We start from the raw sequence: 22502 nt of genomic DNA on the forward strand, positions 1-22502 counted from the left end.
ATGTTGTAGGCGCCGCATGGCGGACTCTGTCGCAACGGAGGGGACGTTGCCCTCACCTCCGGCGCCTCAGAGTAGGCGGAAAACGCCACTCCGGTTCCCGAAGCAACCTTTGGAGCGCGAAGCCGCCAACCGCCATGCAGCGGGTTCACGCTAGGAGAAGATGCAGGGGCCCGCATTGATCTGTGTAAAGGCCGCAACCGAAAATATGACTGAAAAACCCGATCAGAGTTCCGTTGTCAGACTGTAGTCCCCGCGATAGGACATGCGCACGAAGGTGACGGGCTGGGTGCCCAGCCAGGTGGTGCGCTCGACAATGAACAGCGCGCTGCCTTCAGGCGCTTCCAACAGCTCGGCTTCACGCGGCCCAGCATTGGCGGCAGAAAAGTGTATGCGTCCGTGGGAATAGGGCACTTCCTGCACCAGCCATTCGTTGGCGCTGAGACGGTCCAGGGGGGCGTCCAGTATGCCCGATGCCGCGGGGACATGAATCCAGCGGTCCTCCAGCTGGAAGGGTCGCTGGTCGGCCAGGTGCAGGCTGCAGACATGCAGCATGTCGGCCTCGGCCGGCAGATCCAGGCGTGCCCGAACGGAAGCGCTGGGGGCCACGCGCTGGCGCTCCAGCAGGCTATAGCCGTAAACGGCGCTGCGGCTTTCGACCTCGTGGCGGGTGATGGGGATATCCAGGACGGCCTTGCGCACCGGATTGAGCGCTACCCGCGTGCCGGCCCGGCGCTTGCGCTCCAGGATGCCCGTATCTGCCAGTTCGCGCAGGGCACGGTTCACCGTGGCCCGGGCGCAGCCAAAGGTTTCGGCCAGCTCTGTCTCGCCGGGAATCAGGGTGCCGGGCGGCCATTTGCGGTCCTGGATCCGCTTCATGATCTCGGCCTGCACGGCCTGGTATGAATTGATCTGTGCCTCGCTCACAGAGAGTTCCTCAAGCGGCCCAGGACCTTGCGGTAACGAGCCTCGATGACGTCGCGATTGCGGTGGCGGCCGCCCTCGACCATGTGGCGGCCGGCCGACCAGACGTCCTTCACGATGGGCGAGTTGGCGGCGAAGATCCAGGCGTCCAGCATCTCGTCGCCACGCGCGCCGGCCAGGGGCAGGCTGTTGCCGTCCAGGGACAGGATATCGGCCAGCTTACCGACCTTCAGTGCGCCGCTGTCGCGCCCCAGGGCTTGGGCGCCGCCGGCCAGCATACCGTCATAGAGGAAGCGCCCTGCCGAACGCTGGTCGTCGGCCAGGACCACACGGCCCTGCTGTTTCAGGCGCTGACTGTACTCCAGGGTCCGCAGTTCCTCGGGTAGGGTGATGCAGACGTTGGAATCCGTGCCGATGCCGAAGCGTCCGTCCTGCTCGATGAAGGCCGGGCCTTCGAAGATGCCGTCGCCCAGGTTGCTTTCGGTGATAGGGCAGAGCCCGGCGACAGCCCTGGTGTGGGCCAGCCGCTGCGTTTCCTGCGTGCTCATGTGCGTGGCATGAACCAGGCACCAGCGTTCGTCCACCTGGCAGTTGTCCAGCAGCCAGTCGATGGGCCGGGCGCCATAGGCCTGCTTCACCGCAGTAACCTCGGCCATCTGCTCGGCGATGTGGATGTGCAGAGGGCCCTGCGTCCGCAGGGCCACGGCTTCGGAAAGGTTTTCCGGCGCCACGGCACGCAGCGAGTGCAGGGCCAGGCCCAGGCGCGCGTCGTCCGGCAGGGATGCAAGGCTCGCTTCGGCGTCTTCGAGCAGCCGGGCATGGCGCGTCAGATCGTTGCCAAAGCGCTTCTGGCCCCCCTGGAGAGGCTGGTTGTCCAGTCCGCCGCGGCTGTAGAGCACCGGCAGATGGGTCAGGCCAAGGCCGCTTTCCTGGGCGGCCGCCTGGATGCGGTGACTGGTTTCGCCAAGCTTCGCATAGGGCTGGCCATCGGGCTGATGGTGCAGGTAGTGGAACTCGGCAACGGCGCCGTAGCCGGCCTCGAGCATCTCCATGAAGGCCAGGGCGGCAATCGCCTCTAGGTCGTCTGGCGTCAGCTTTTCCAGGAAGGCGTACATGAGCTGGCGCCAGGTCCAGAAGGAATCCTGGCCACCGGGACCGCGCTGCTCGGTCAGGCCGGCCAGCGCACGCTGGAAGGAATGGCTGTGCAGGTTGCCAGGCGCGGGCAGCAGGCAGTCCGTGACGGGGTCGGGCAGGTTACAGCCGCTGCGTACCGCGGCGATCCGTCCGTCCGTTCCGATGTCGATTTCCACTGCCTCGCGCCAGCCATCGGGCAGGAGAGCCTGGCGCGCCTGGATCGTTTGCATGACAGCTCCCGAACTTGATGTTGACAAATATGTGCAGACATATTCAAATTATGTCAAGTTTATTGAAGGGAGGCTGCCTTGGCCGATTGCGTGCTCACCGGGGGACGACTTGCCACCATGACGAAGGGGGGCGCTTCCTATGGGCTGATCGAGAACGGCGCCCTGGCCCTGCAGGCTGGCCGCATCGCCTGGGTGGGGCCTGCCGATGAACTTCCCTCAGACTACAGCGCGCTGCCACAGCAGGATCTGGAAGGCCGTCTGGTCACGCCAGGCCTGATCGATTGCCATACTCATCTGGTCTATGGCGGTGACAGGGCACGCGAGTTCGAATTGCGCCTTGAGGGCGCGTCCTATGAAGAAGTGGCCAAGGCCGGCGGCGGCATCCTCTCCACCATGCAGGCGACACGCGAGGCCAGCGAGGACGATCTGGTCGCTTCCGCCCTGCCGCGACTGGACGCCCTTATGGACGAGGGGGTCACTACGGTCGAAATCAAGTCCGGGTATGGGCTGAACATCGAAGACGAGAAGAAGATGCTCTCGGCGGCCCGCCGCCTGGGCAAGGAACGCGCTATCCGGGTGGAGACGACCTACCTGGGCGCCCACGCCTTGCCGCCCGAATACAAGGGCGAGAGCGATGCCTATATCGACGAGGTGGTGCTGCCTGGCCTGGAAAGCACCGCCGCTGACGGCCTGGTCGATGCCGTGGACGGCTTCTGCGAGAACATCGCCTTTTCCACCGAACAGATCGAACGTGTCTTCCGGAAGGCCCGGGACCTGGACCTCCCGCTGAAGCTGCATGCCGAGCAGCTGTCCAATCAGGGTGGCACGGAACTGGCCGCACACTATGGCGCGCTGTCGGCCGATCATCTGGAATACCTGGATGCCGCCGGCGTAGAAGCCATGGCCCAGGCCGGCACGGTGGCCGTGCTGCTTCCGGGCGCCTTCTACACCCTGCGCGAAACCCAGCTGCCGCCCCTGGCCCTGCTGCGTCAGGCCGGTGTGCCCCTGGCGCTGGCGACCGACTGCAACCCCGGTTCCTCGCCGCTGTTTTCGCCGCTGCTGGTGATGAACATGGCCTGCACGCTGTTCCGCATGACACCCGAAGAGGCGCTGGCCGGCTTGACGCGCGAAGGCGCTCGGGCCCTGGGGTTATCCGACGAGGTGGGCACACTGCAGGCAGGCAAGCGCGCGGACCTGGCCATATGGGATGTGGAGGAGCCGGCCTCGCTGGCCTATCGCATCGGCTTCAACCCGCTCCACCGGCGCATCAGCGGAGGCGAAGGATGACCCTTACGCTCACTCCCGGGACCGTCACGCTGGCGGATCTGCAATCCATCCTGTTCGAGGCGCGCGCGGTCCAGCTCGACCCGCAGGCCCGCACCGCTGTGGAGGCCAGTGCGGCCCGGATCTCGGCTGCGGTCGAAGACGGCGCGCCGGTTTATGGCGTCAACACCGGCTTCGGCAAACTGGCCAGCGTCGGCATCTCGAAAGAGGACACGGCCAACCTGCAGCGCAACCTGATCCGCTCCCACTGTGCGGGTGTGGGCGAACCGCTGGATGCGGATATCGTGCGTCTGGTGATGGCCCTGAAGCTGATTTCCCTGGGGCGTGGCGCCTCGGGTGTGCGCTGGGCGGTGATCGATCAGCTGCAGCAGATGCTGGCCGCGGACATCCTGCCGGTGATTCCCTCGCAAGGCTCGGTGGGGGCCTCGGGCGACCTGGCACCGCTGGCGCATATGGCGGCCGCGATGATGGGCGAGGGCGAAAGCCTCCATCGGGGCTCGCGCATGCCGTCGGCCGAGGCGCTGTCGAAAGCCGGACTTGTGCCGCTGGTCCTGGGCGCCAAGGAGGGCCTGGCGCTTATCAACGGGACGCAGGTCTCGACGGCTCTGGCGCTAGCGGGCCTGTTCCGGACCTGGCGTGCGGCCCTGTCCTCACTGGTGACCGGCGCGTTGTCCACCGATGCGGCCATGGGCTCCAGTGCCCCCTTCCGGGTGGAGATTCACGAGCTGCGCGGTCAGCCTGGGCAGATTGATGCCGGTGCGTCGCTGCGCCACCTGCTGGAAGGCTCGGAGATTCGCGAGAGCCACCGTGAGGGCGACGAGCGGGTGCAGGATCCCTATTGCCTGCGCTGCCAACCTCAGGTAGCGGGCGCGGCCCTGGACCTGCTGCGCCAAGCCGGCCGGACTCTGGTGATCGAATCCAATGCCGTCACCGACAATCCGCTGGTGCTCGAGGATGGCTCCATCGTCTCCGGCGGCAACTTCCACGCCGAGCCCGTGGCCTTTGCCGCCGATCAGATCGCGCTGGCCGTGGCCGAACTGGGCTCCATCGCGCAGCGGCGTATCTCGCTGCTGGTCGACCCGGCCCTGAGCTTCGGCCTGCCGGCCTTCCTGTCGCCCAAGCCGGGCCTGAATTCCGGGCTGATGATTGCCGAGGTGACCTCGGCGGCCCTGATGAGTGAGAACCGGCAGCGGGCCCATCCCGCTTCGGTGGACTCGACCCCGACCTCGGCCAACCAGGAGGATCATGTCTCCATGGCCTGTCATGGCGCCTATCGCCTGTTGGCCATGAGCGCCAACCTGGAACGCATCATCGGGATCGAGGCGCTGGCCGGAGCACAGGGTGTGGAGTTCCGCGCCCCTCTGCAGACCAGCCCCCGCCTGCGTGACGGGCTGTCCCTCATTCGCCGCGTGGTGCCCAGCCTGAGCGAGGATCGCTACCTGAGCGACGAGCTGGAGTTGGCGGCACGCCTTGTGGCCGACGGTGCCCTGCTGGGCGCGCTGGACGGCCAGGTTCCGCCCCTGGAGATGACGCCATGACCCCCGTCAAGGTGACACGCGGGTCTAGTCCCGTTCTGCTGACTTTCCCGCACAGCGGCACCGAGGTGCCCGCGGAGATCTTCGCCCGCCTGAACGAACGTGGGCAGCAACTGACCGACACCGACTGGCATGTGGACCGGCTCTATTCCGGCCTGTTGCCCAATGCCACGAAGGTCATGGCGCGTTTCCACCGCTATGTGATCGACGCCAACCGTCCGCCCTCGGGGGAATCGCTCTATCCCGGCCAGGCAACCACCGGTCTGGTGCCCGACACCGATTTCGACGGCAATCCCATTTGGCGCGAGGGCGAAGCGCCCGGCGACGTCGATATGACGGAACGGCGCGATGCCTTCCACAAGCCCTACCATGACGCCATCGCAGGTGAGCTTGAGCGCCTGCGTGCAGAGCACGGCTTTGCCGTCCTCTATGATTGTCACTCGATCCGTGCATGGGTGCCGCGCCTGTTCGAGGGGCGGCTGCCCGATTTCAATATCGGTACCAACCAGGGGGCATCCTGTGCCCCGATTCTGGAACAACGTGTCGCCGAGGTTTGTGCTGCGGCCGAGGCTGACGGCTACAGCCACATCCTGAACGGCCGTTTTCGCGGCGGCTGGACCACGCGCCACTACGGTCGGCCCCGGGAGGGGCTACATGCCATCCAGATGGAACTGGCGCAGGTGGCCTACCTGCTGGCGGAAGAACCGCCCTTCGCCTACGACGTGGACAAGGCTGAAGATCTGCGCCGGCACCTGGGCCGGGTGCTGCAGGTCATCGAGACAACGGCGCTTGAGGGCGCCCTGACAACAAGCGAGGCAGAGAATGAATAATCCGCGACACAATCAACGCGACGTGAAAAGTCCGCGCGGGACCGAACTGACCTGCCAGTCCTGGACCACGGAAGCGGCCTTTCGCATGCTGCACAACAACCTGGATGCCGAGGTGGCCGAGAACCCGCACGAACTGGTGGTCTATGGCGGTATCGGGCGGGCGGCGCGCACCTGGCAGGACTTCGACCTGATCGCCGCGACGCTGCAGCGCCTGCGCGAGGACCAGACCCTGCTGGTGCAATCGGGCAAGCCGGTGGGCGTCTTCCCGACGCACAAGGATGCGCCGCGTGTTCTTATTGCCAACTCCAACATCGTGCCGCACTGGGCCAACTGGGACCATTTCTCCGAGCTCGATCGCAAGGGCCTGATGATGTACGGCCAGATGACGGCCGGGTCCTGGATCTACATCGGCTCCCAGGGCATCGTGCAGGGCACCTTCGAGACCTTCGCCGAGGCCGGGCGCCAGCATTACGACGGCGACCTGAAGGGACGCTGGATCCTGACCGCCGGACTGGGTGGCATGGGCGGCGCACAGCCGCTGGCCGCCGTGATGGCGGGCGCCTGCTGCCTGGCAGTGGAGTGCAATCCCGACAGCATCGATTTCCGCCAGCGCACCCGCTACCTGGATGAGAAGACGGACTCATTGGACGAGGCGCTGGAGATGATCCGCCGCTGGACCGAAGCGGGCGAGGCCAAGTCGGTCGGCCTGCTGGGCAATGCCGCCGACATCTTTCCGGAACTGGTGCGCCGGGGCGTGCATCCCGACATGGTGACCGACCAGACCTCGGCGCACGATCCCGTCAACGGCTACCTGCCCAAGGGCTGGAGCATGGGGGAATGGCGCGAGAAGCGCGAGCGTGATCCCAAGGCGGTCGAGAAGGCGGCCCGCGCCTCGATGAAGGAGCATGTCGCGGCCATGGTGGACTTCTGGAACGCCGGCGTGCCGACCCTGGACTACGGCAACAACATCCGCCAGGTGGCCAAGGACGAGGGACTGGAGAACGCCTTCGCCTTTCCCGGCTTCGTGCCGGCCTATATCCGCCCGCTGTTCTGCCGCGGTATCGGCCCCTTCCGCTGGGCGGCCCTGTCGGGCAATCCGGAAGACATCTATCGCACCGACGCGAAGGTGAAGGAGCTGACACCGGGCAACGACAAGCTGCACCAGTGGCTGGACATGGCGCGCGAGCGCATCTCTTTCCAGGGTCTGCCGGCGCGCATCTGTTGGGTCGGGCTGGGCGATCGCCATCGCCTGGGACTGGCCTTCAACGAGATGGTGGCGAACGGCGAGCTGGAAGGCCCGGTGGTCATCGGGCGTGACCACCTGGACTCGGGCTCGGTCGCCAGCCCGAACCGCGAGACGGAATCCATGAAGGACGGCTCGGACGCTGTTTCCGACTGGCCGCTGTTGAATGCCCTGCTGAACACCGCCTCCGGCGCCACCTGGGTGTCCCTGCACCACGGGGGTGGTGTCGGGATGGGCTTTTCCCAGCATGCGGGCATGGTTATCGTGGCGGATGGAACCGAGGACGCCGCACGGCGTCTGGAGCGCGTGCTGTGGAACGATCCGGCAACAGGCGTCATGCGCCACGCCGATGCGGGATACGAGATCGCGCAGGACTGTGCGCGTGAAATGGGACTGGACCTTCCCGCCATCCTGCCGCAAGGAGAAGAGAAGCAGTAGGACGGGGAATCGAGACAAAACGGGTCCAGAGGGAATGCCCACCGAGCACTTCACGTCATCAAACCAAAGGGAGAACCAGAAATGAAAAGACGTCAATTCCTGGCCACCGCCGCCGGCGGTGTCGCAGCCACCAGCACCTTCGCTGCACCGGCCATTGCCCAGAACGACGTGCGCAAGTGGCGCATGGTCACCGCCTGGCCGAAGAACCTGCCGGGCCCGGGCGTAGCCGCTCAGATGCTGGCCGACCGCATCACCGCGCTGTCCGGCGGGCGCATCGAGGTCGAGCTCTATGCCGCCGGCGAGATCGTGCCCGGCAACGGCGTGTTCGATGCCGTGGGCGAGGGCACGGCCGACCTCTATCATGCCGTGCCGTCCTACTGGGGCTCCAAGTCCAAGGGTATCCTGCTGTTCGGTTCCCAGCCCTTTGGCCTGCGTGCCGACGAGCAGCTCGGTTGGCTGCATTACGGTGGCGGCCAGGAGCTCTATGACGAGGTCTATGCCCAGTTCGACCTGAAGCCCTTCCTTTGCGGCAACTCCGGCCCGCAGTGGGCCGGCTGGTTCCGCGAGGAAATCAACAGCGTGGACGACCTGCGTGGCTTGCGCTTCCGCACCACCGGACTTGCTTCCGAGATGGCTTCCAAGCTCGGCATGTCACCTCAGGCCATGGGCGGTGGCGACATGTTCCAGGCCCTGGAATCGGGTGCCATCGATGCCGGCGAGTTCATCGGCCCTTGGACCGACAGTGCGCTGGGCTTCCACCAGATTGCCCAGAACTACTACTGGCCGGGCGTTGGCGAACCCTCCTCGGCCGAGGAGTGCGCGGTGAACCTGCAGGTCTACAATGACCTGCCGGAAGACTTGCAGAAGGCGGTCACCTACGCCTGCCAGAGCCTCTACAACCCGGTCTGGACGGAATACTCCACCCGCCACGCCGAGGCCCTGCGCCAGCTCGTCAACGAGCATGACGTCAAGGTCCGCAAGCTGCCGGACGAGGTCATGGTCGAGATGGGCAATGCGGCCGGCGAGGTTATGGCCGAAATGCGCGAGGACAGCGACGAGCTGACGCGTCGCATCACGGAAAGCTTCCTTTCCTATCGTGACCTGATCAGCGAGTACATGGTCTATGCCGATGGCGGACAGCTGAACGCCCGAGCACTGGACTATCAGTACTGATGCAGCTGACAGGGTGAACTTGAGCGGCGGCGCTTCGGCGCCGCCGCTGTTTCCAGGGGGCAATGATCAGATGAACGCAGTGATGGCAGTCTGCGACGGGATCAACCGGGGGATCGGTTCTCTGGTGCGCTGGCTGGCGCTGTTCATGGTGCTGCTGCAGTTCTTCATCGTGGTGCTGCGCTATGTCTTCGGTGTCAGTTTCATCTTCCTGGATGAAAGCGTCCTCTATCTGCATGCCTCTCTCTTCATGCTGGGCGCGGGCTACACTTTGCTGGTGGACCGTCATGTCCGCGTCGACATCTTCTATTCCAATGCGTCAGCACGCGGACGCGCGCTGATCGACCTGATCGGCCACATCTGCCTGCTGTTCCCCGCCATGCTGGTTCTTCTGGCCTTTTCCTGGCCGTCCGTCACGCGCTCCTGGGCCACGCTTGAGGGGCCGATCTCGGTGGGCGGCATTCCGGCCTCGTTCCTGCTGAAATCCCTGATCCCTGCGTTCTGTGTCCTGTTGATGATTCAGGGAGTCGCTTGCGTGCTGCGTGACGGGTTGCGTTTGCGTGCGCTGCCGGTAAAAGAGCCGAGGGCGCTTTCGTGAACCTACCTCTCGATATCCTGATGTTCGCGGCGATGATCGGCGCGATCCTGCTGGGCTATCCAGTGGCCCTGACCATTGCCGGCATTGCCGTGATTTTCGCCGGGGTCGGTGTTGCCACAGGCACCTTTGACAGCGGCTTGCTGGGCGCGCTGGGCCAGCGCGTCTTCGGCGTGCTGACCAATACCACGCTGATCGCCATTCCCCTGTTCGTCTTCATGGGCGTTGTGCTGGAAAAAAGCCGCATTGCCGAGGACCTGCTGGAGAAGATGGGCCGCCTGTTCGGGCCCCTGCGCGGGGGACTGGGAGTCTCCGTCGTGATCGTCGGCGCCCTGCTGGCGGCCTCGACCGGAATCGTCGGCGCCACGGTGGTGGCCATGGGCCTGATCGCGCTGCCCACCATGCTGCGCAACGGCTATGATCCCAAGCTAGCCTCGGGCATCATCTGCACGGCCGGGACACTGGGACAGATCATACCACCCTCGACGCTGCTGATCATCCTGGCCGACGTGATGTCGAACGCCTACCAGCAGGCCCAGTATGCCGAGGGCAAGTTTTCCGTCAGTACCCTTTCGGTGGGACAGATCTTTGCCGCCGCCCTGGTGCCCGGCCTGCTGATGGTTGGCCTCTACATCGTCTATCTTCTGGTACGGGCCTGGTTGTTGCCCAACGACGCGCCCGCGCTGAAGGAAAAGGTGGCACGTCCCACGGCGAAGGAGACCCTGCTGTCCGTGGTGCCTCCGGTCCTGCTGATTGTCGCTGTGCTGGGCTCGGTCCTGGGCGGTGTGGCCACCGCCACGGAAGCGGCCTCCGTTGGTGCCGTGGGCGCACTGATGCTGGCCGGATTCCGTCTGGGGGGGCCGGCGCGCCTGATCGCATTGGGCGCACTCTGTTTCCTGGTGCTGGCCATTGCCGCCGGCACGGCGCCGGTGCGCCTGCAGCGTTCGGATACCGGGACCTTGCAACTGCTGCAGGGCATTTTCTATGGTGTCCTGGCGCTGGGTGGGGCCGCTGCGATCTTCGCCGCCGTGCGCCAGAGCCAGCGCGAGCAGATCCTGAAGCCCGTGCTGACCTCCACCATGGTGGTTACGGCCATGATCTTTGCCACCATCCTGACGGCTTCTGTCTTCGCCCTGGTTTTTGTCGGCCTGGGGGGCGACAAGACGATCGAGGCCATCCTGACCGCCATGCCGGGCGGCGCGACCGGCGCGCTGATCTTTGCCATGGCCCTGGTTTTCGTCCTGGGCTTCTTTCTGGATTTCGTCGAAATCAGCGTGATCCTGCTGCCCCTGCTGGCACCACCGCTCATCCTGCTGGGCCATGATCCGATCTGGCTGGCCGTGCTGATCGCCATCAACCTGCAGACCTCGTTCCTGACACCGCCTTTTGGCTTTTCGCTGTTCTATTTCCGCGGTGCCGCACCGCCCGAGGTGAAGACGGGACAGATCTATCGCGGCGTGATTCCCTTCATCGGGCTGCAGATCGTGGCGGTCATCATCATCTGGAACTTCCAGGCCATCGCCACCTGGCTGCCCTCGCTGCTGTACTGACGACACTGCTGCATAGCAGGTCTGTGCTTTGCCTGGGGAATCGTTCCCTGCAGGGGTGTTGTTTCAGACCGACCGGATCATCAGGTGGCGGCTATCAGCCATTCGATCCGAGGGCAGCATCCAATTGAAACTACAGGCCTTTTCGACACTTCCGCTCATCATCGCCTTTGTTCTGTTGTGGAACACGGGGTTCATCGCGGCGGAGGTCGGATTGCCGTACGCGGAAACCTTTACCCTGTTCTTCTGGCGCTATGCCGCCCTGACGCTCTTGCTGCTTCTGGTCCTGAAGTTTCGCGGTGCCAGCCTGTCGCTACCGCCTGGCCAGGCCGCCCTGACCGGCCTGGTCGGGATCCTGTCCCACGGCGTCTGGCTGAGCTTTGTGCTGCTGGCGATTGCCCAGGGCGTGCAGGCCGGCATCGTGGCCTTGGTGGTGGCCCTGCAGCCCATGATGACCGGAGCCCTGTCCGGTGCGGTCACGGGGGAGGTGACCAGTCCCCGGCAGTGGGGCGGACTGGCAATTGGCTTTGCCGGGGTCGTCATCGCCGTGATGGCGCGCCTGCAGGGCGGGGAAGTGCCGCTGATCGGCTACCTGCTGCCCTTCGTTTCCGTGGTGGCCATCACGGCGGCCAGCCTGATCAAGCGCCGACAGGTGATGGCCCAAAGTCCGCCGCCGCTGGATCTGGAGCTCTTCTGGCAAAGCCTGGGCACCATGATTGCCCTGTTGATACCGGCGGTTCTGCTGGAGGGCCTGGAAACCGACTGGACACTGCCGCTGCTGGGCACACTGGCCTGGATGGTGGTGGCGGTCTCACTTGCAGCCTATGCCCTGATGTGGATCCTGATCGAGCGCATGGATGCCACGCGGGTGTCCAGCCTGTTCTACTTCGGTCCGCCGGTGACCATGGCCATGGCCTGGATGGTCTTTGGCGACCAGATCCTGCTGTCCGACCTGGCCGGCTTCGCGGTGGTCCTGGCCGGGGTTGCGCTGGTGAACCTTCCAATGCGGCGCCGGTCTGTGTGGAGCGGACAGGCACAAGCCTGGTCCCAAGGCTGAAGACTCAGTTGCGTTCGATCGTCGTGCCGCCTGCCAGGCCGTCGATGAAGGTCCTGTAGGCAAAACTGCGGTCGCGCTTGCGGCCGGTTGTCTCGACCAGGATACCGGCGTCAACCAGTGTTTCGACCGCCCGGATGGCCGTGGGCTTGCTGGCCTGGAGCCGCGTCATTGCCTGGGCAACCGTGAGAACCGGATGCCCAGGCAGCTGTTCGAACAGACGCAGGGCGGACAGGGAACTGCCCTCACGTGAGAGCAGACGCAGCCGATCGTCCGCGATCACCGTGACGAGCGTGCGGGCCGTAGCGGCGGCTTCGTCGGCGGTGGTGGCCACGCTCTCTAGAAAGAAATCGGTCCAGCCTTCCCAATCGCCCGTGTCCCGCACCGCGGCCAACCTGCGTTCATAGTCGGTGCGATGGCGCTTGAAGAAGAAGCTGAGATAGAGCAGCGGCGCATTGAGCAACCCCCAGTCTTCCAGCAGCAGCGTAATGAGCAGACGGCTGATGCGGCCATTTCCAGCAAGATAGGGATGAAGGCTTGTAAACTGGACGTGGGCCAGGCCCATGCGGACCAGCAAGGGCAGTTCGTCATCTGTCTGCAGGTAGTCCTCGAGGTTGTCCAGCAGCACGGGCAGTCTGCTGGCCGGCGGTGGAATGTAAGCGGCCCGGTCCGGACGGCTGTCTCCGATCCAGGTCTGGATCTGCCGGACCGCGCCCTCATGCCAGTCAGCGTCTTCTGCGTCCTGAATCAATGTCCGCTGGGCTTCATGAAGCAGCGGCAGGATCGGTTGGCCGCTTTCCAGCGCCAACTGGTCGCGCGCATGATTCAGGGCTTCCAGATGATTGTGGAGGTGTACGGCTTCGCTATGCGGTGCGGCAGCTTCCGCGGCCTCGAAATTCAGCAGGTCCATCAGGTCGGCCTGGAGCCCTTCGAGCTGGGCGGACAGCACGACCTCCTTGCGCAGGAAAGCCTGGACCAGCCAGTCCCGGGACGGGACCATGTCGCTGGCCAGATTCAGCCGGGCCAGGGCCTGTTCGGCGACACGCAAGCGTTCGCTCAGTTGCCCCGGCCGGGTGATCTTCGGATTGCGCGGCGGCAAGGGATCCGGAACGAAGGCCAGAACTTCTGCACTGCCAGCCGGCACGCTCTCGTATCGTCCTGTGGCGTTCTTCACTGGCCTTACCTCCACACTCGCCGGACGGCATGCCTGTGTTTTCAGACATACCTGTTAGTAACGTATTCTTTACTAGAAAAATTGTGAAAAATAAAGTTTTCGTTACTATCGCGAAGCGTTCGTCCCCTGGGCCCTAGAACGCACGCGGTGGTGCTGTGCGCCAGGATCTAAGGCCGGGGCGTAACGGGCGTTGGGATGGAGAAATTCTCCATGGCCAGGTTTGCCAGTTGTTCGCGGCGCGTGATCCCGCATTTCTGGAGCACTGCCTCGCAGTGCCTGCGCGCCGTGTTGTTTCGGATGCCTAGCATTTCGGCGATTGAAGAGGTCGAATGTCCGCCAAGAACCAGGGCACAGACTTCCTGCTGCCTCTGGGTCAGGCCGAAATTTCTGGCGAGAAGCAAGGCCATCTGCTCTGGGCGTATCTTCTGGATCGAGAGGTGCGGGTCACCGCCCTGTCCGCCGAGTTCGGGCAGGGGCAATTGCAGGAGGGCCTCAGGGTCCGGTGGGTCTTCAGCGCCTATTATGCGTGCGGGCAGGGATGAATTATCGATCAGTTGCTGCAATCTTGCATGGTGCATATTCTTGCGGTCGATTGCCTGAAACCCTGCTTCGAAGGCCGGCAGCAGGAAACTAAGAAGGGTTTCTGTTCGGCCACTGATGAACCCGGGCGAGTCCGGTTCGATGAAGCCGAAGGCGAAGATGGCTTCGCCGACCGCCAGGCGGGCTGTCATGCCGATGACATGGGGCATGCCGGCAGGTGCGAAGCCGTTCCTGAAATAGGCGGTTTGCTCGATTTCCTCGCGCGGGGCCAGCGCCTGCTCATTGTAGACTCCACTGCCCAGCTGTCGCCGCCGCCGATTCAAACGATCCAGGTCGGGATCGCGGCTGCGGATGTTGCCGTCACGATCCACGCCCGCAAGGTTTTCCTGAAGGAAGGGGACGAACTGAGGGCCTGTGTTCCAGGTCACGAGCCAGGGCTGACCATCGTCGACCCATCCGGCAAAGGCGGTATCTGCGCCGACCAGCTCGGCAATCTCGCCAAGCATGTCACGGACGCGATCTTCTTCAAGATCCAGCTGCAGGAAATTTCGCTGCAGCTCGACCAAGCGGCTGACCGTAGTGGGATCGATTTCCATCAAGGCTAACGCTACCGAAATGCGTAAATTAGTGCAAATGCACCATGCATACGGTGTACGGGCTGAAGTAGCCTCGACAGGCGTCCCGAGGGTGTTGGCTGCTGCCGGGATCACATGAAGGACGATGAATTCCAGGGGGGAAGTTCTATGAATAAAGGCAAACTCTGTGCAGCCCTTGCGGTCCCGTTTCTGATTGCGGCGGTGGCCGATGCAGAGGCTCAGGAGATGGAGTCGCAGACCATGCTGGTCCTCGACGGCTCCGGCAGCATGTGGGGGCAGATCGATGGGGTGGCCAAGATCGAGATTGCCCGGGATGCCATAGACAGAATGCTCAACGACTGGCCCGAAAGCCGGGGACTTGGACTGATCGCCTATGGTCACAGGGCCGAAGGGGATTGCTCGGATATCGAAACGCTTGTGCCTCCAGCAGCGTTGGACCGGACAAGTTTTGACAAGGCCATCGAGGGGGTGACGCCCTTGGGCAAGACCATGATTGGGGCCTCGGTCGAGGCCTCGGTCGAGGCCCTGTCCGGCCAGGATCTGCCTTCCTCGATCATTGTGGTGACCGATGGGCTGGAAACCTGCGGCGCCGACTTGTGCGCGCTCGGGGACAAGCTTGCCAAGGGCAACACGCAGATGACGGCGCATGTCATCGGTTTCGACGTGGAGGATGCCGAGGGGCAACTCGCCTGCCTGGCCGAAACCACCGGGGGGCGCTACCTGCCCGCCACGGATGCCGAGAGCCTGACGGGCGCCCTGCAGGAAGTCAGCGAGGACACCACGGAAAGCCAGCCTGCCGAGCCCCTCAGGGTCGATGAGTTCGAGCGCAGCGAGTTGGGTGAGACCTGGACGGTCGACCATCCGGAACCCACGGGCTTCATACTCGAGGGAGGGGCCTTGATGACCATGACGGTGCAGTCAGGCTCGATCGGCACCGAAGAGCAGCCCAACATATTCCGCTGGACGGACGTCGAACTGCCCGAGGGCGACTGGGACATTACCGCAAGCTTCACCTCGCAGATGGGGGAAGTGAAAAGCCTTGGCGGCCGCAGGGCGGTCATAGAAGTGGGGCGCTATGCGGATCCCGGCAACTTCGTGATTGCGCGTATCTACCGCCAGGGCAATTCCAACGATGACATGCACCTGCAGCTGCTTGCTGTCTCGAACGGCAATGAGACCAAGCAGGGGCTGGAAATTGCCGGCGACGTGCGCGGTTACGACCTTGCACAGATCCTGAAGGATTTCGAAGAAAAGGGCGCTGAACTGACGCTCTCCAAACGCGGTCGGGAATACCAGGCACGCTTGAGCATGAAGGGCTGGACCCTGCAGGCTGACGGCCCGGAAAGTGTCGAGACGGACCCGGTCACCATTCTGCGCAGCACGGGAGATCCAGCGCTGTTCTCGGGAACATGGGGATCGGAGCAGACGATCACCGAATTCAACCGTATCGAGATTTCGGAGGTGGAGTGATGCCGATGACCTTGCCTGCCCTGCTTTCCAGGCCGCGCGGACAGGTTCTGTCCGGCGCCATCCTCCTCACCGGTTTGTTCCTCGTGACACCGGCCATCGCCCAGGGCTGCGGCCCCTCGATGGACCAGGCGCAGGCGGAAGAGGAGGCGGGTCTCTATCCCTTGTTCCAGGAGGACCACTGGGGCTATGTCGATCGCGAAGGGCAGTGGCAGATTGCCCCTCAATGGCGCCAGGCGCGGCCCTTCTCGCAAGGGCGTGCTGCCGTCGAGACGGCGGATGGCTGGGGCATAATCGATCGCACGGGCAGCTATGTCGTCGCGCCAGGCGCGCGTGATGCGGACTCTGTGCACATTGATGGTGCCGACTATCACCTGTCGCCCTACAAACCCTATAGCGAGGGCTGCTCTGCCGCGACACCGCAGGACGGGAAACCGCATTATCTCGACCTGGAAGGAGAACGTTGGGACCCGCCCGGACTGGAAGGCCATCAGGTGGCCGACCTGGGGCCCTTTTCGGAGGGCCTGGCCTGGGTCCGTGTCATTCCCGATGACGATGCGGGCGACTCCCGTGTGGGCTGGATCAATGACCAGGGCGAGATGGTGATTCCACCGGAATTCGCCCATGGCGCGGATTTTTCCAACGACCGCGCTCCAGCGGCCCTGTCGGACGAGAACTGGGGTTATATCGATCGTGAAGGCAGCATCGTATTTCCCGGAAAGTTTACTCTGTCCGCTGCGGCGCCCTACTCTGATGGCCTGGCTGCGGTGACCCTGGGCCAGGACAAGGGTTATATGCATGACAAGGACTGGGCCCTGCGCGAGCTGACCGAACCGGACGGCACGACACGCGCCTTTGATGAGGTTGCGTCCTTTCATGAAGGGCGCGCTGCCGTGAAGCCGGAGCGTGCACCCCAGCGTGTTGTCTGGATCGATTCCGAAGGGCAGGTGGCCGTCGACCCGGAGCGCCAGGGGCGCCTCTCCATCTGCGATCCTGAGCGCCTGCCGCGCTATCGACACGGCCTCCTACCGCTTGTGGTGGCCAGGGGCGGGAATGTCTGTGGCCAGCCGCTCGATCTGTCCTGGAATGACAAGCAGGATCCCCGCGGCCTGTCGGCCACGCCACCGGGTGTGCAGAGGTTTCCCAAGGCCAAGCTGGTCTATCTGGACCGCGCGGGAAAGGTGGTCATTGATTCCACGGACTGCCGCCCCGAACCGGGGGCTGCGCCCCTTTCGGCCACGACGGAGGATGGGGAGTTGGCGCCCGCCGCCTATAGACTTGATCTGGAGGGCCAGGCCACCGGCAGCATCGCGCCACAGCGCGCCGATTCCCCCTGCAACCTTTCGCGCTATACGGCTTCGGGCCTGAATGCGGACGGCCCCTGGCAGCTCAGGCTGAATGGTATGGCGACATGGAAGGATCAGTCTGTACAGGCCTCCCTGTCGTTCAACCTGCCGCCAGGCCTGGAGGAAGGCACGCACGCGTTTCAGGGCGGCTTTGCGGATGACGCTCTGCGGGCAAATCTCTGGTTCAGTCTTGTTGACGCAGGGCCCAGCGCCCAGCGTCCCGACAGCTATCATTCCGTTGAAGGCGGGACGCTGGAACTGACGCAGTTCGATCGCGCGGCGATGAGCGGCCGCTTCGCGATGACGCTTGCAGCCTCGGAAACACCGGAGGACAGGATCGAGCTGTCGGGCAGTTTCCGTGAAATCCCCTACAGTTATGCGCCCGAGGTGGTCGTGAGCGAGGCGACGGGCTCGTTCGCCGAGATGGCCGAGGCCATGGAGCGGCCAGCGGCCCAGATACTCAGCCCCGGCAAGGCTGAAATCGCCGAGGGCGAATTGCGGGTCCAACTGGGCAAGTGGGGGCCGCAACTCCTGCTGCGTTTTCCGGAAGACCAACCGGATGGCCCGTTCCAGGCCGGTCCCGAACAGCCCGTGAAGGCCAGTTTCGCCGACAAGTCGATCCTTGCGAAGGGTGAGCTCGAGCGCCGGGACGGCATGCTGTTCGGCAGCTTCGAGGTGGATATCACCGAGCAGTCCCAGATCGAGGGGACCGGACTGATCCGTGGGCGTTTCGACTATCTGCCCCTGGAGCAGGCAGAGTGATGAAACACCGTTCCAAGAGGCCAAGGGAGCATGTCATGCAGCGAACAGTCTTCCCCCTTCACCTGATCGCCAGCCTGCTGCTGGTGGCCCTGGTCGCAGGCACGGCTGGTCCTGCGCTTGCCGATGGGTCCCTTACCTATTCCGCTGACGGCGGTGACATGGGGCGGCTGGAGATGACCGAGCGCTGGCGTGGCGGTGCGTTGCGCACCGATATTGCTGGCGTCGAGGCTTATATGCTGTTGCGCGACGGCGAGATCTATTCGATCACGAGCGCCGGCGGTCGTGTCATGGTCATGGCACTGAGTGCCCTGGCCGACCTGCCCCAGGCTCAGGGTGCACAGTCGCAGGGTCAGATGAAAACGGGAGCCGGCCTGGCGACGCCGAGCGAGGTACTCGAAATCGATCCCACAGGCAATACGAAGGAAGTGGCCGGTGTCACGGGCGAGCTTCACGAGATTTCCTGGCTGGACGAAGACGGGGCAAGCCACACGGATTCCGCGGTGCTCAGCGATGACCCCCGGCTTCTGGAAAACCAGCAGCTGAAGATGGAAATGGCGAACCTGGTGCAGGGGCAGGAATCCAACGCTCTTCTTGAAGCCTTGCAGGACAAGGGGTTGGCCGCGCTCACCTTCGGGGATCGCTTCGAGGTGCTTTCACTCGAGGACCATCCGGGTCCGGAAGGTGACTTCCTCTTGCCGGCCGAGCCCATGGACCTGGGTGACATGATGGGTGGAATGTCCCAGTGACCCTCCTGCGCGTCCTGGTCCTGCTTTTCACGCTGTTTCCCGCGGGCGTACTCATGGCGCAGGAGCTGTGTGAGCCGACGCAGCCTCTGCAGCAGCCCAGCTGTTCCATCGAGGCGATGATGGCCGCCATCGATCCGCGGCATACCAATGACCTCTTGGGCAACATGAACCCGGAGGCATTTCAGGGCGGGGCGAATGCAGCGCTTGCGCCCGGACGGGCCAGCCTGACGATTTCCGGTGCGGTTTCGGCCGGTGGGGTGGCCTGCGCCCAGCATCTGGCGGCAAGGCGCGTCGGTGGCAACGATGGTGTGCCCGGACTGAGCGAAGGCATGGCTTCTTTCCTGGAGGACAAGATCGGCCAGGAAGTGCCGGTCGCTTCTGGCGGACGGCGCCAGGCGGTTTTCGAAGTATTCAGTCCCAACATAATCGCATTCGAAGCAGGCCGGCTGGGTGATGTTCTCAGCCTGCGCCATGGCGGTTATGGGGGCTGGCACCCAAACAGCGGTGCCTTCCTGCGCATCACCCTGCCAAAGACGGCACCGGGTGATCTGCAGGAGGGTGGTGTCTATGAGGCTCGGGCGACGGGTGCTTCGGGCAAAGGCCAGCCAGGAGATATCTATAGCGCCTGGAGCGGCCTTACCTTTCCCGATCCCTATCCCCCGCCCAACACTCCGAAGCAAGCTCGCATGCAGGAAGAGGAAAAGCGGCTCTGTCGCATGGCGCAAAGCGCCTTTCTGGGCATGTTGGATACCTACTCCATTCCGGATCACATCTATAAGGGCCGGGAGACCCAGGAAATGGACTGCGACGTCCAGGGGACCGCCCAGACCGGCACGCGAACCCGGGTCCGGGGCGGAGAACTGACGGGGACGGTGACCATTGAGCGGATAACCGAAAGCCATGTCATTGGCAGTTTTTCCCTGGAGGGCACGGCGCATGTCGATCAGCACGACCGGGTCTGGAATGCCAAGAAGACATCCGTGGAGAGGGAGAATTCGGATAGGGGCAAAAAGCCGCTGAGCCTCTCCGGCCGTTTCTCTGCCCCCAACATGCGTGATGGAGGCTATACCTCGTCCCCGCTCGAGGTGGCACAGGCCCCCGTAACGGCCTCGGATTCCAGGATGGGACTGGAGGTTCTCGAGCACCGCCCGGAACGGCACGCGCGCAACATTTCCTGGAAGGTGCCGGGTATCCAGGTGAAGTTCAACCGGCCCCTGGACCCTGCCTCTCTGCAGCCAGGTGCGGCGCGAATCGAAACAGCCCTGCCTGACGGGCAGGGCCGTACAGCCATGGCTGAAACACCGACGCGCCTGGCTCTGGACGGACCCTCCACGCTGCGTGTGATCCCGATGGAGGATCTCAAGGACGGGGTGCGCTACCGCGTCACGCTTCCCGGTGGAGCCGATGGCGTCCGGGGGGCCGATGGTCACAGGCTGGCCGTTGACCAGGTCTGGAGCTTCGACACCGTGGTGAACCTGCACGACGACGAGCCCGTGGAGGGCCTGCCCAGCTATCTGGAGGCCCGGGAAGGGCTGGAGACAAACTCTTTTCAGGTGGTGATTGACACCCCGCTTGTGGATCGCAAGCCCGCCGTCATCCGAAGTCACGTCAAATGGCGCCCGGACGAGACCGTGGCCGATGGCTGGCAGGTGACCGACTTCAGGGCGCACTTGCGTGTACGTGACGCGGACCGGCCCGGGGCCCCCCTGTTGCTGCCGGAAAAACGTGATGTGCACATCAAGCGTCCGGATCTCTATACCGACGAAGAAAAGCGCAAGGCGGAGAACACGATCAACTTCTTCGGATGGCGGCCCGACTACGAGGAAGTCGAGGCGCTGAAGCTGGAAGTCGAACCGGTGCGCGAATGCGGTCCGACGATGGTGTTCTTCGGGGAAGAGCCTCTCGAGTGGCATCCCCTGCAGCGCGACCTCAAGGTCGGATACACCTTCGCGCGGATCGGCCCCTGGACCTCCGAGGGTCCGGGCGGCTTGTCGTCTGAAATGCGCGCCGAGGGGCACCTGGCCGCAGAAGCGGCAGAGGATTACATCGAGCAGCTCTTCCCGGTGCGCTCCGCGACCCTGTCGCCACAGGCCGACTTGTATTTCAGTCTGGATGACAATGACCGGATCAGTGCCGAGGTCGCGCGCGCAAAGGGAGATGGTTACTATCCGGATGGCAATCCAGGATTTATTGAGGATTTGTTGGCGTCCGATCCGCGAGACTTCGACGACATTCGCACGGAATTGCTCGTTGCGGCACATCACGCCTTCTCGACGTCCGGTTCAGGGTCCGGGCCGGGTAACGTGGATACCTTCTCGGGCGATATCGATATCCTGGTGGTCTTTATGCCCTATGACTGGATAGAGCGCCTGGGCGTTGCGAACTGGGACCTTGGGTCCGAGTTCCTCTGGACGGACGAGGGCGTCTTTTCCAGCCCCGTCGTTGGCATCAGCCTGACCCGCCCGGACGGCAGCAAGCCTCGTATCGCCGAAGTCGCGGCGCTGACCCATGAAGTCGGGCATATCCTTGGCCTTCAGCACAGTCCAAATCCCGACACGACGCAGGAACGCTCAATGGTCTGCGACATGCACAGGAATTCCATTGAAGACGACATCGAGGGGATGCGGTTTGCCACGGACGGAAAGGGGGGCGAGAACAAGAATGCCCAGGAAGGCAACGAGGAGAATCCCGACGAACTCGTCAACCTGATGCTGCCCTGCACGCGGCCAAAGGAAAACATGTTCGTCACGCGTGACCAGTATATGCAGCTGATCGACAACCTCCGCCAGTTCTGATCCCGGCGCCTACCGCGCCAGGTGGCTCTGCGGCGTCTGATAGGTTTCGCTGAAGTATTCGCGGAACAGGCGCATGGCGGGGGTGAGCTCGACGCCCTTGCGCCAGGCCAGGCCGATGTTCATGGAGGGCACCGGCTCGGCCGGGATGATGGTCTCGATGCGCTTGCCTTCCAGCGACCAGGGCCGATAGACCATGTCGGACAGGATGGTGATGCCCTGGCCGTTGGCGACGATGGAGCGCACCGCCTCGATGGACGAGGTGCGCAGGCGCACCGAGGGCTGGTAGTTGGTGCGGTTCCAGTAGCGCAGCGTGGTGTGCGCCGCCTCGTCCACGGTCAGCATGATGTAGGGTTCCTTCGAGATCTCCTCGAAGCCCACGCGCTCGAGGCTGAGGAAGGGATGGCCCGAAGGCACCCACAGCCGGCGCTGGGAGCTGAGCAGCGAGTCCGTGGCCAGCTCCGGATTGTTGACGTTCGAGGTCAGGACCACCGCCATGTCGAAGCGGTTGGTGACCAGCCCGTCCTCCACCATCTCGCGGCTCAATTCGAACAGCTGGATCTTCAGGTTGGGATAGCGCCGCTCCAGCCGGCCCAGGTGCTGGGGCAGAAAATAGCCCAGCACGGTGTAGGTGGCGGCCACCGACAGCGTGCCCGTGACCTCCTCGTCGGCCACCCCGCCGGGCTTCAGCGCCTCTTCGATGGAGGCCAGGATGCGATAGGCCGAGCCCAGGAAGTGCCGGCCGGCGGCCGTCAGCTCCATGCCCTGGGCCGTGCGTGTGAACAGCTGGGCGCCGGTCTCGGCCTCCAGGTCCTTGATGGCTGTGGTGATGGCGGACTGGGAGATCGACAGCTCCATGGCTGCCCGCGAGATCTGCCCCAGCTCGGCCGTCGCCACGAAGTACTTGACGTGCCGAAAGTTCATCTGTCTTCCCCGTCCTCACGACCGGCGTGTTGCGGCAATTCGGAACACGCGGGCCTGTTCGACGTTCTCCGGTGGCTTTTTTGGAAAAGCCTCTTGTTTTTTTCAGTATGGACCAGGCCTGGATATCTGGAAAACAGAATATTCCGAAGGGTTGATATCGAAGTCCGAGATATC

At 64.0% G+C, this 22502-nt stretch carries 17 protein-coding genes; 12 read left to right on the forward strand and 5 right to left on the reverse strand.

Annotation, left to right across the window (positions count from 1 at the left end; translation table 11 throughout):
* Nucleotides 1–222: 222 nt before the first annotated feature.
* Nucleotides 223–924: a histidine utilization transcriptional repressor HutC gene (gene hutC, locus G502_RS0111585; RefSeq protein WP_022728835.1), complete on the reverse strand. Its 702-nt coding sequence runs from the start codon at nucleotides 922–924 to the stop codon at nucleotides 223–225.
* Nucleotides 921–2285 carry a formimidoylglutamate deiminase gene (locus G502_RS0111590; RefSeq protein ID WP_022728836.1) on the reverse strand — a complete coding sequence of 455 codons (1365 nt, stop codon included), beginning with the start codon at nucleotides 2283–2285 and terminating at the stop codon, nucleotides 921–923. The genes hutC and G502_RS0111590 overlap by 4 nt, the downstream gene beginning before the upstream one ends.
* A gap of 117 nt (nucleotides 2286–2402) precedes the next feature.
* On the opposite strand from G502_RS0111590, the gene hutI reads away from it, so the two are divergent.
* The 8 genes from hutI to G502_RS19925 all read left to right on the forward strand — a co-directional run bounded on the left by hutI (nucleotide 2403) and on the right by G502_RS19925 (nucleotide 11984).
* The gene (gene hutI / locus G502_RS0111595; protein WP_051152213.1) at nucleotides 2403–3572 is read left to right on the forward strand and encodes an imidazolonepropionase; all 1170 of its coding nucleotides are present in this window, start codon (nucleotides 2403–2405) and stop codon (nucleotides 3570–3572) included.
* Nucleotides 3569–5107, forward strand: coding sequence for a histidine ammonia-lyase (hutH, locus tag G502_RS0111600; RefSeq protein ID WP_022728838.1), 1539 nt, complete (start codon nucleotides 3569–3571; stop codon nucleotides 5105–5107). Before hutI ends, hutH begins: the two co-directional genes overlap by 4 nt.
* Nucleotides 5104–5934 carry an N-formylglutamate deformylase gene (gene hutG, locus G502_RS0111605; protein ID WP_022728839.1) on the forward strand — a complete coding sequence of 277 codons (831 nt, stop codon included), beginning with the start codon at nucleotides 5104–5106 and terminating at the stop codon, nucleotides 5932–5934. Before hutH ends, hutG begins: the two co-directional genes overlap by 4 nt.
* Nucleotides 5927–7615 carry a urocanate hydratase gene (gene hutU, locus G502_RS0111610; protein ID WP_022728840.1) on the forward strand — a complete coding sequence of 563 codons (1689 nt, stop codon included), beginning with the start codon at nucleotides 5927–5929 and terminating at the stop codon, nucleotides 7613–7615. Before hutG ends, hutU begins: the two co-directional genes overlap by 8 nt.
* A gap of 81 nt (nucleotides 7616–7696) precedes the next feature.
* A complete protein-coding gene (locus G502_RS0111615) occupies nucleotides 7697–8788 on the forward strand; it encodes a TRAP transporter substrate-binding protein (protein WP_022728841.1) in 1092 nt (363 codons plus the stop codon).
* Between the two features lie 70 nt (nucleotides 8789–8858).
* A complete protein-coding gene (locus tag G502_RS0111620) occupies nucleotides 8859–9383 on the forward strand; it encodes a TRAP transporter small permease subunit (RefSeq protein WP_026989384.1) in 525 nt (174 codons plus the stop codon).
* Nucleotides 9380–10930 (forward strand): TRAP transporter large permease, encoded by a 1551-nt coding sequence (locus tag G502_RS0111625; RefSeq protein WP_022728843.1) that lies wholly within the window; start codon nucleotides 9380–9382, stop codon nucleotides 10928–10930. The genes G502_RS0111620 and G502_RS0111625 overlap by 4 nt, the downstream gene beginning before the upstream one ends.
* Before the next feature lie 124 nt (nucleotides 10931–11054).
* A complete protein-coding gene (locus G502_RS19925; protein WP_040488215.1) occupies nucleotides 11055–11984 on the forward strand; it encodes a DMT family transporter in 930 nt (309 codons plus the stop codon).
* Nucleotides 11985–11988: 4 nt separating this feature from the next.
* Here the strand turns inward: G502_RS19925 and G502_RS0111635 are convergent, their stop codons facing one another.
* Together G502_RS0111635 and G502_RS0111640 are read right to left on the reverse strand one after the other, a co-directional pair.
* Nucleotides 11989–13155: a Fic family protein gene (locus tag G502_RS0111635; protein ID WP_051152178.1), complete on the reverse strand. Its 1167-nt coding sequence runs from the start codon at nucleotides 13153–13155 to the stop codon at nucleotides 11989–11991.
* 167 nt (nucleotides 13156–13322) lie between these two features.
* On the reverse strand, nucleotides 13323–14291 hold the full coding sequence (locus G502_RS0111640) for a helix-turn-helix transcriptional regulator (RefSeq protein WP_022728846.1): 969 nt from the start codon (nucleotides 14289–14291) through the stop codon (nucleotides 13323–13325).
* Between the two features lie 147 nt (nucleotides 14292–14438).
* Here G502_RS0111640 and G502_RS21530 point away from each other — a divergent pair, with 147 nt between their 5' ends.
* From G502_RS21530 to G502_RS0111660, 4 genes are read left to right on the forward strand one after another with little or no spacing between them, the layout of a single operon-like run.
* Nucleotides 14439–15761: a vWA domain-containing protein gene (locus G502_RS21530; RefSeq protein WP_162140976.1), complete on the forward strand. Its 1323-nt coding sequence runs from the start codon at nucleotides 14439–14441 to the stop codon at nucleotides 15759–15761.
* On the forward strand, nucleotides 15761–17866 hold the full coding sequence (locus G502_RS0111650) for a WG repeat-containing protein (RefSeq protein WP_022728848.1): 2106 nt from the start codon (nucleotides 15761–15763) through the stop codon (nucleotides 17864–17866). Before G502_RS21530 ends, G502_RS0111650 begins: the two co-directional genes overlap by 1 nt.
* Before the next feature lie 35 nt (nucleotides 17867–17901).
* A complete protein-coding gene (locus tag G502_RS0111655) occupies nucleotides 17902–18612 on the forward strand; it encodes a hypothetical protein (protein WP_022728849.1) in 711 nt (236 codons plus the stop codon).
* Nucleotides 18609–21407, forward strand: a complete 2799-nt coding sequence (locus G502_RS0111660; RefSeq protein ID WP_022728850.1) for an Ig-like domain-containing protein — start codon at nucleotides 18609–18611, stop codon at nucleotides 21405–21407. Before G502_RS0111655 ends, G502_RS0111660 begins: the two co-directional genes overlap by 4 nt.
* A gap of 9 nt (nucleotides 21408–21416) precedes the next feature.
* Here G502_RS0111660 and G502_RS0111665 read toward each other — a convergent pair whose 3' ends face one another.
* Nucleotides 21417–22328 (reverse strand): LysR family transcriptional regulator, encoded by a 912-nt coding sequence (locus tag G502_RS0111665; protein ID WP_022728851.1) that lies wholly within the window; start codon nucleotides 22326–22328, stop codon nucleotides 21417–21419.
* Nucleotides 22329–22502 lie beyond the last annotated feature (174 nt).

Origin of the sequence: Fodinicurvata sediminis DSM 21159, assembly GCF_000420625.1 — a bacterium.
GTDB classification, from domain to species: Bacteria; Pseudomonadota; Alphaproteobacteria; order Kiloniellales; family DSM-21159; genus Fodinicurvata; species Fodinicurvata sediminis.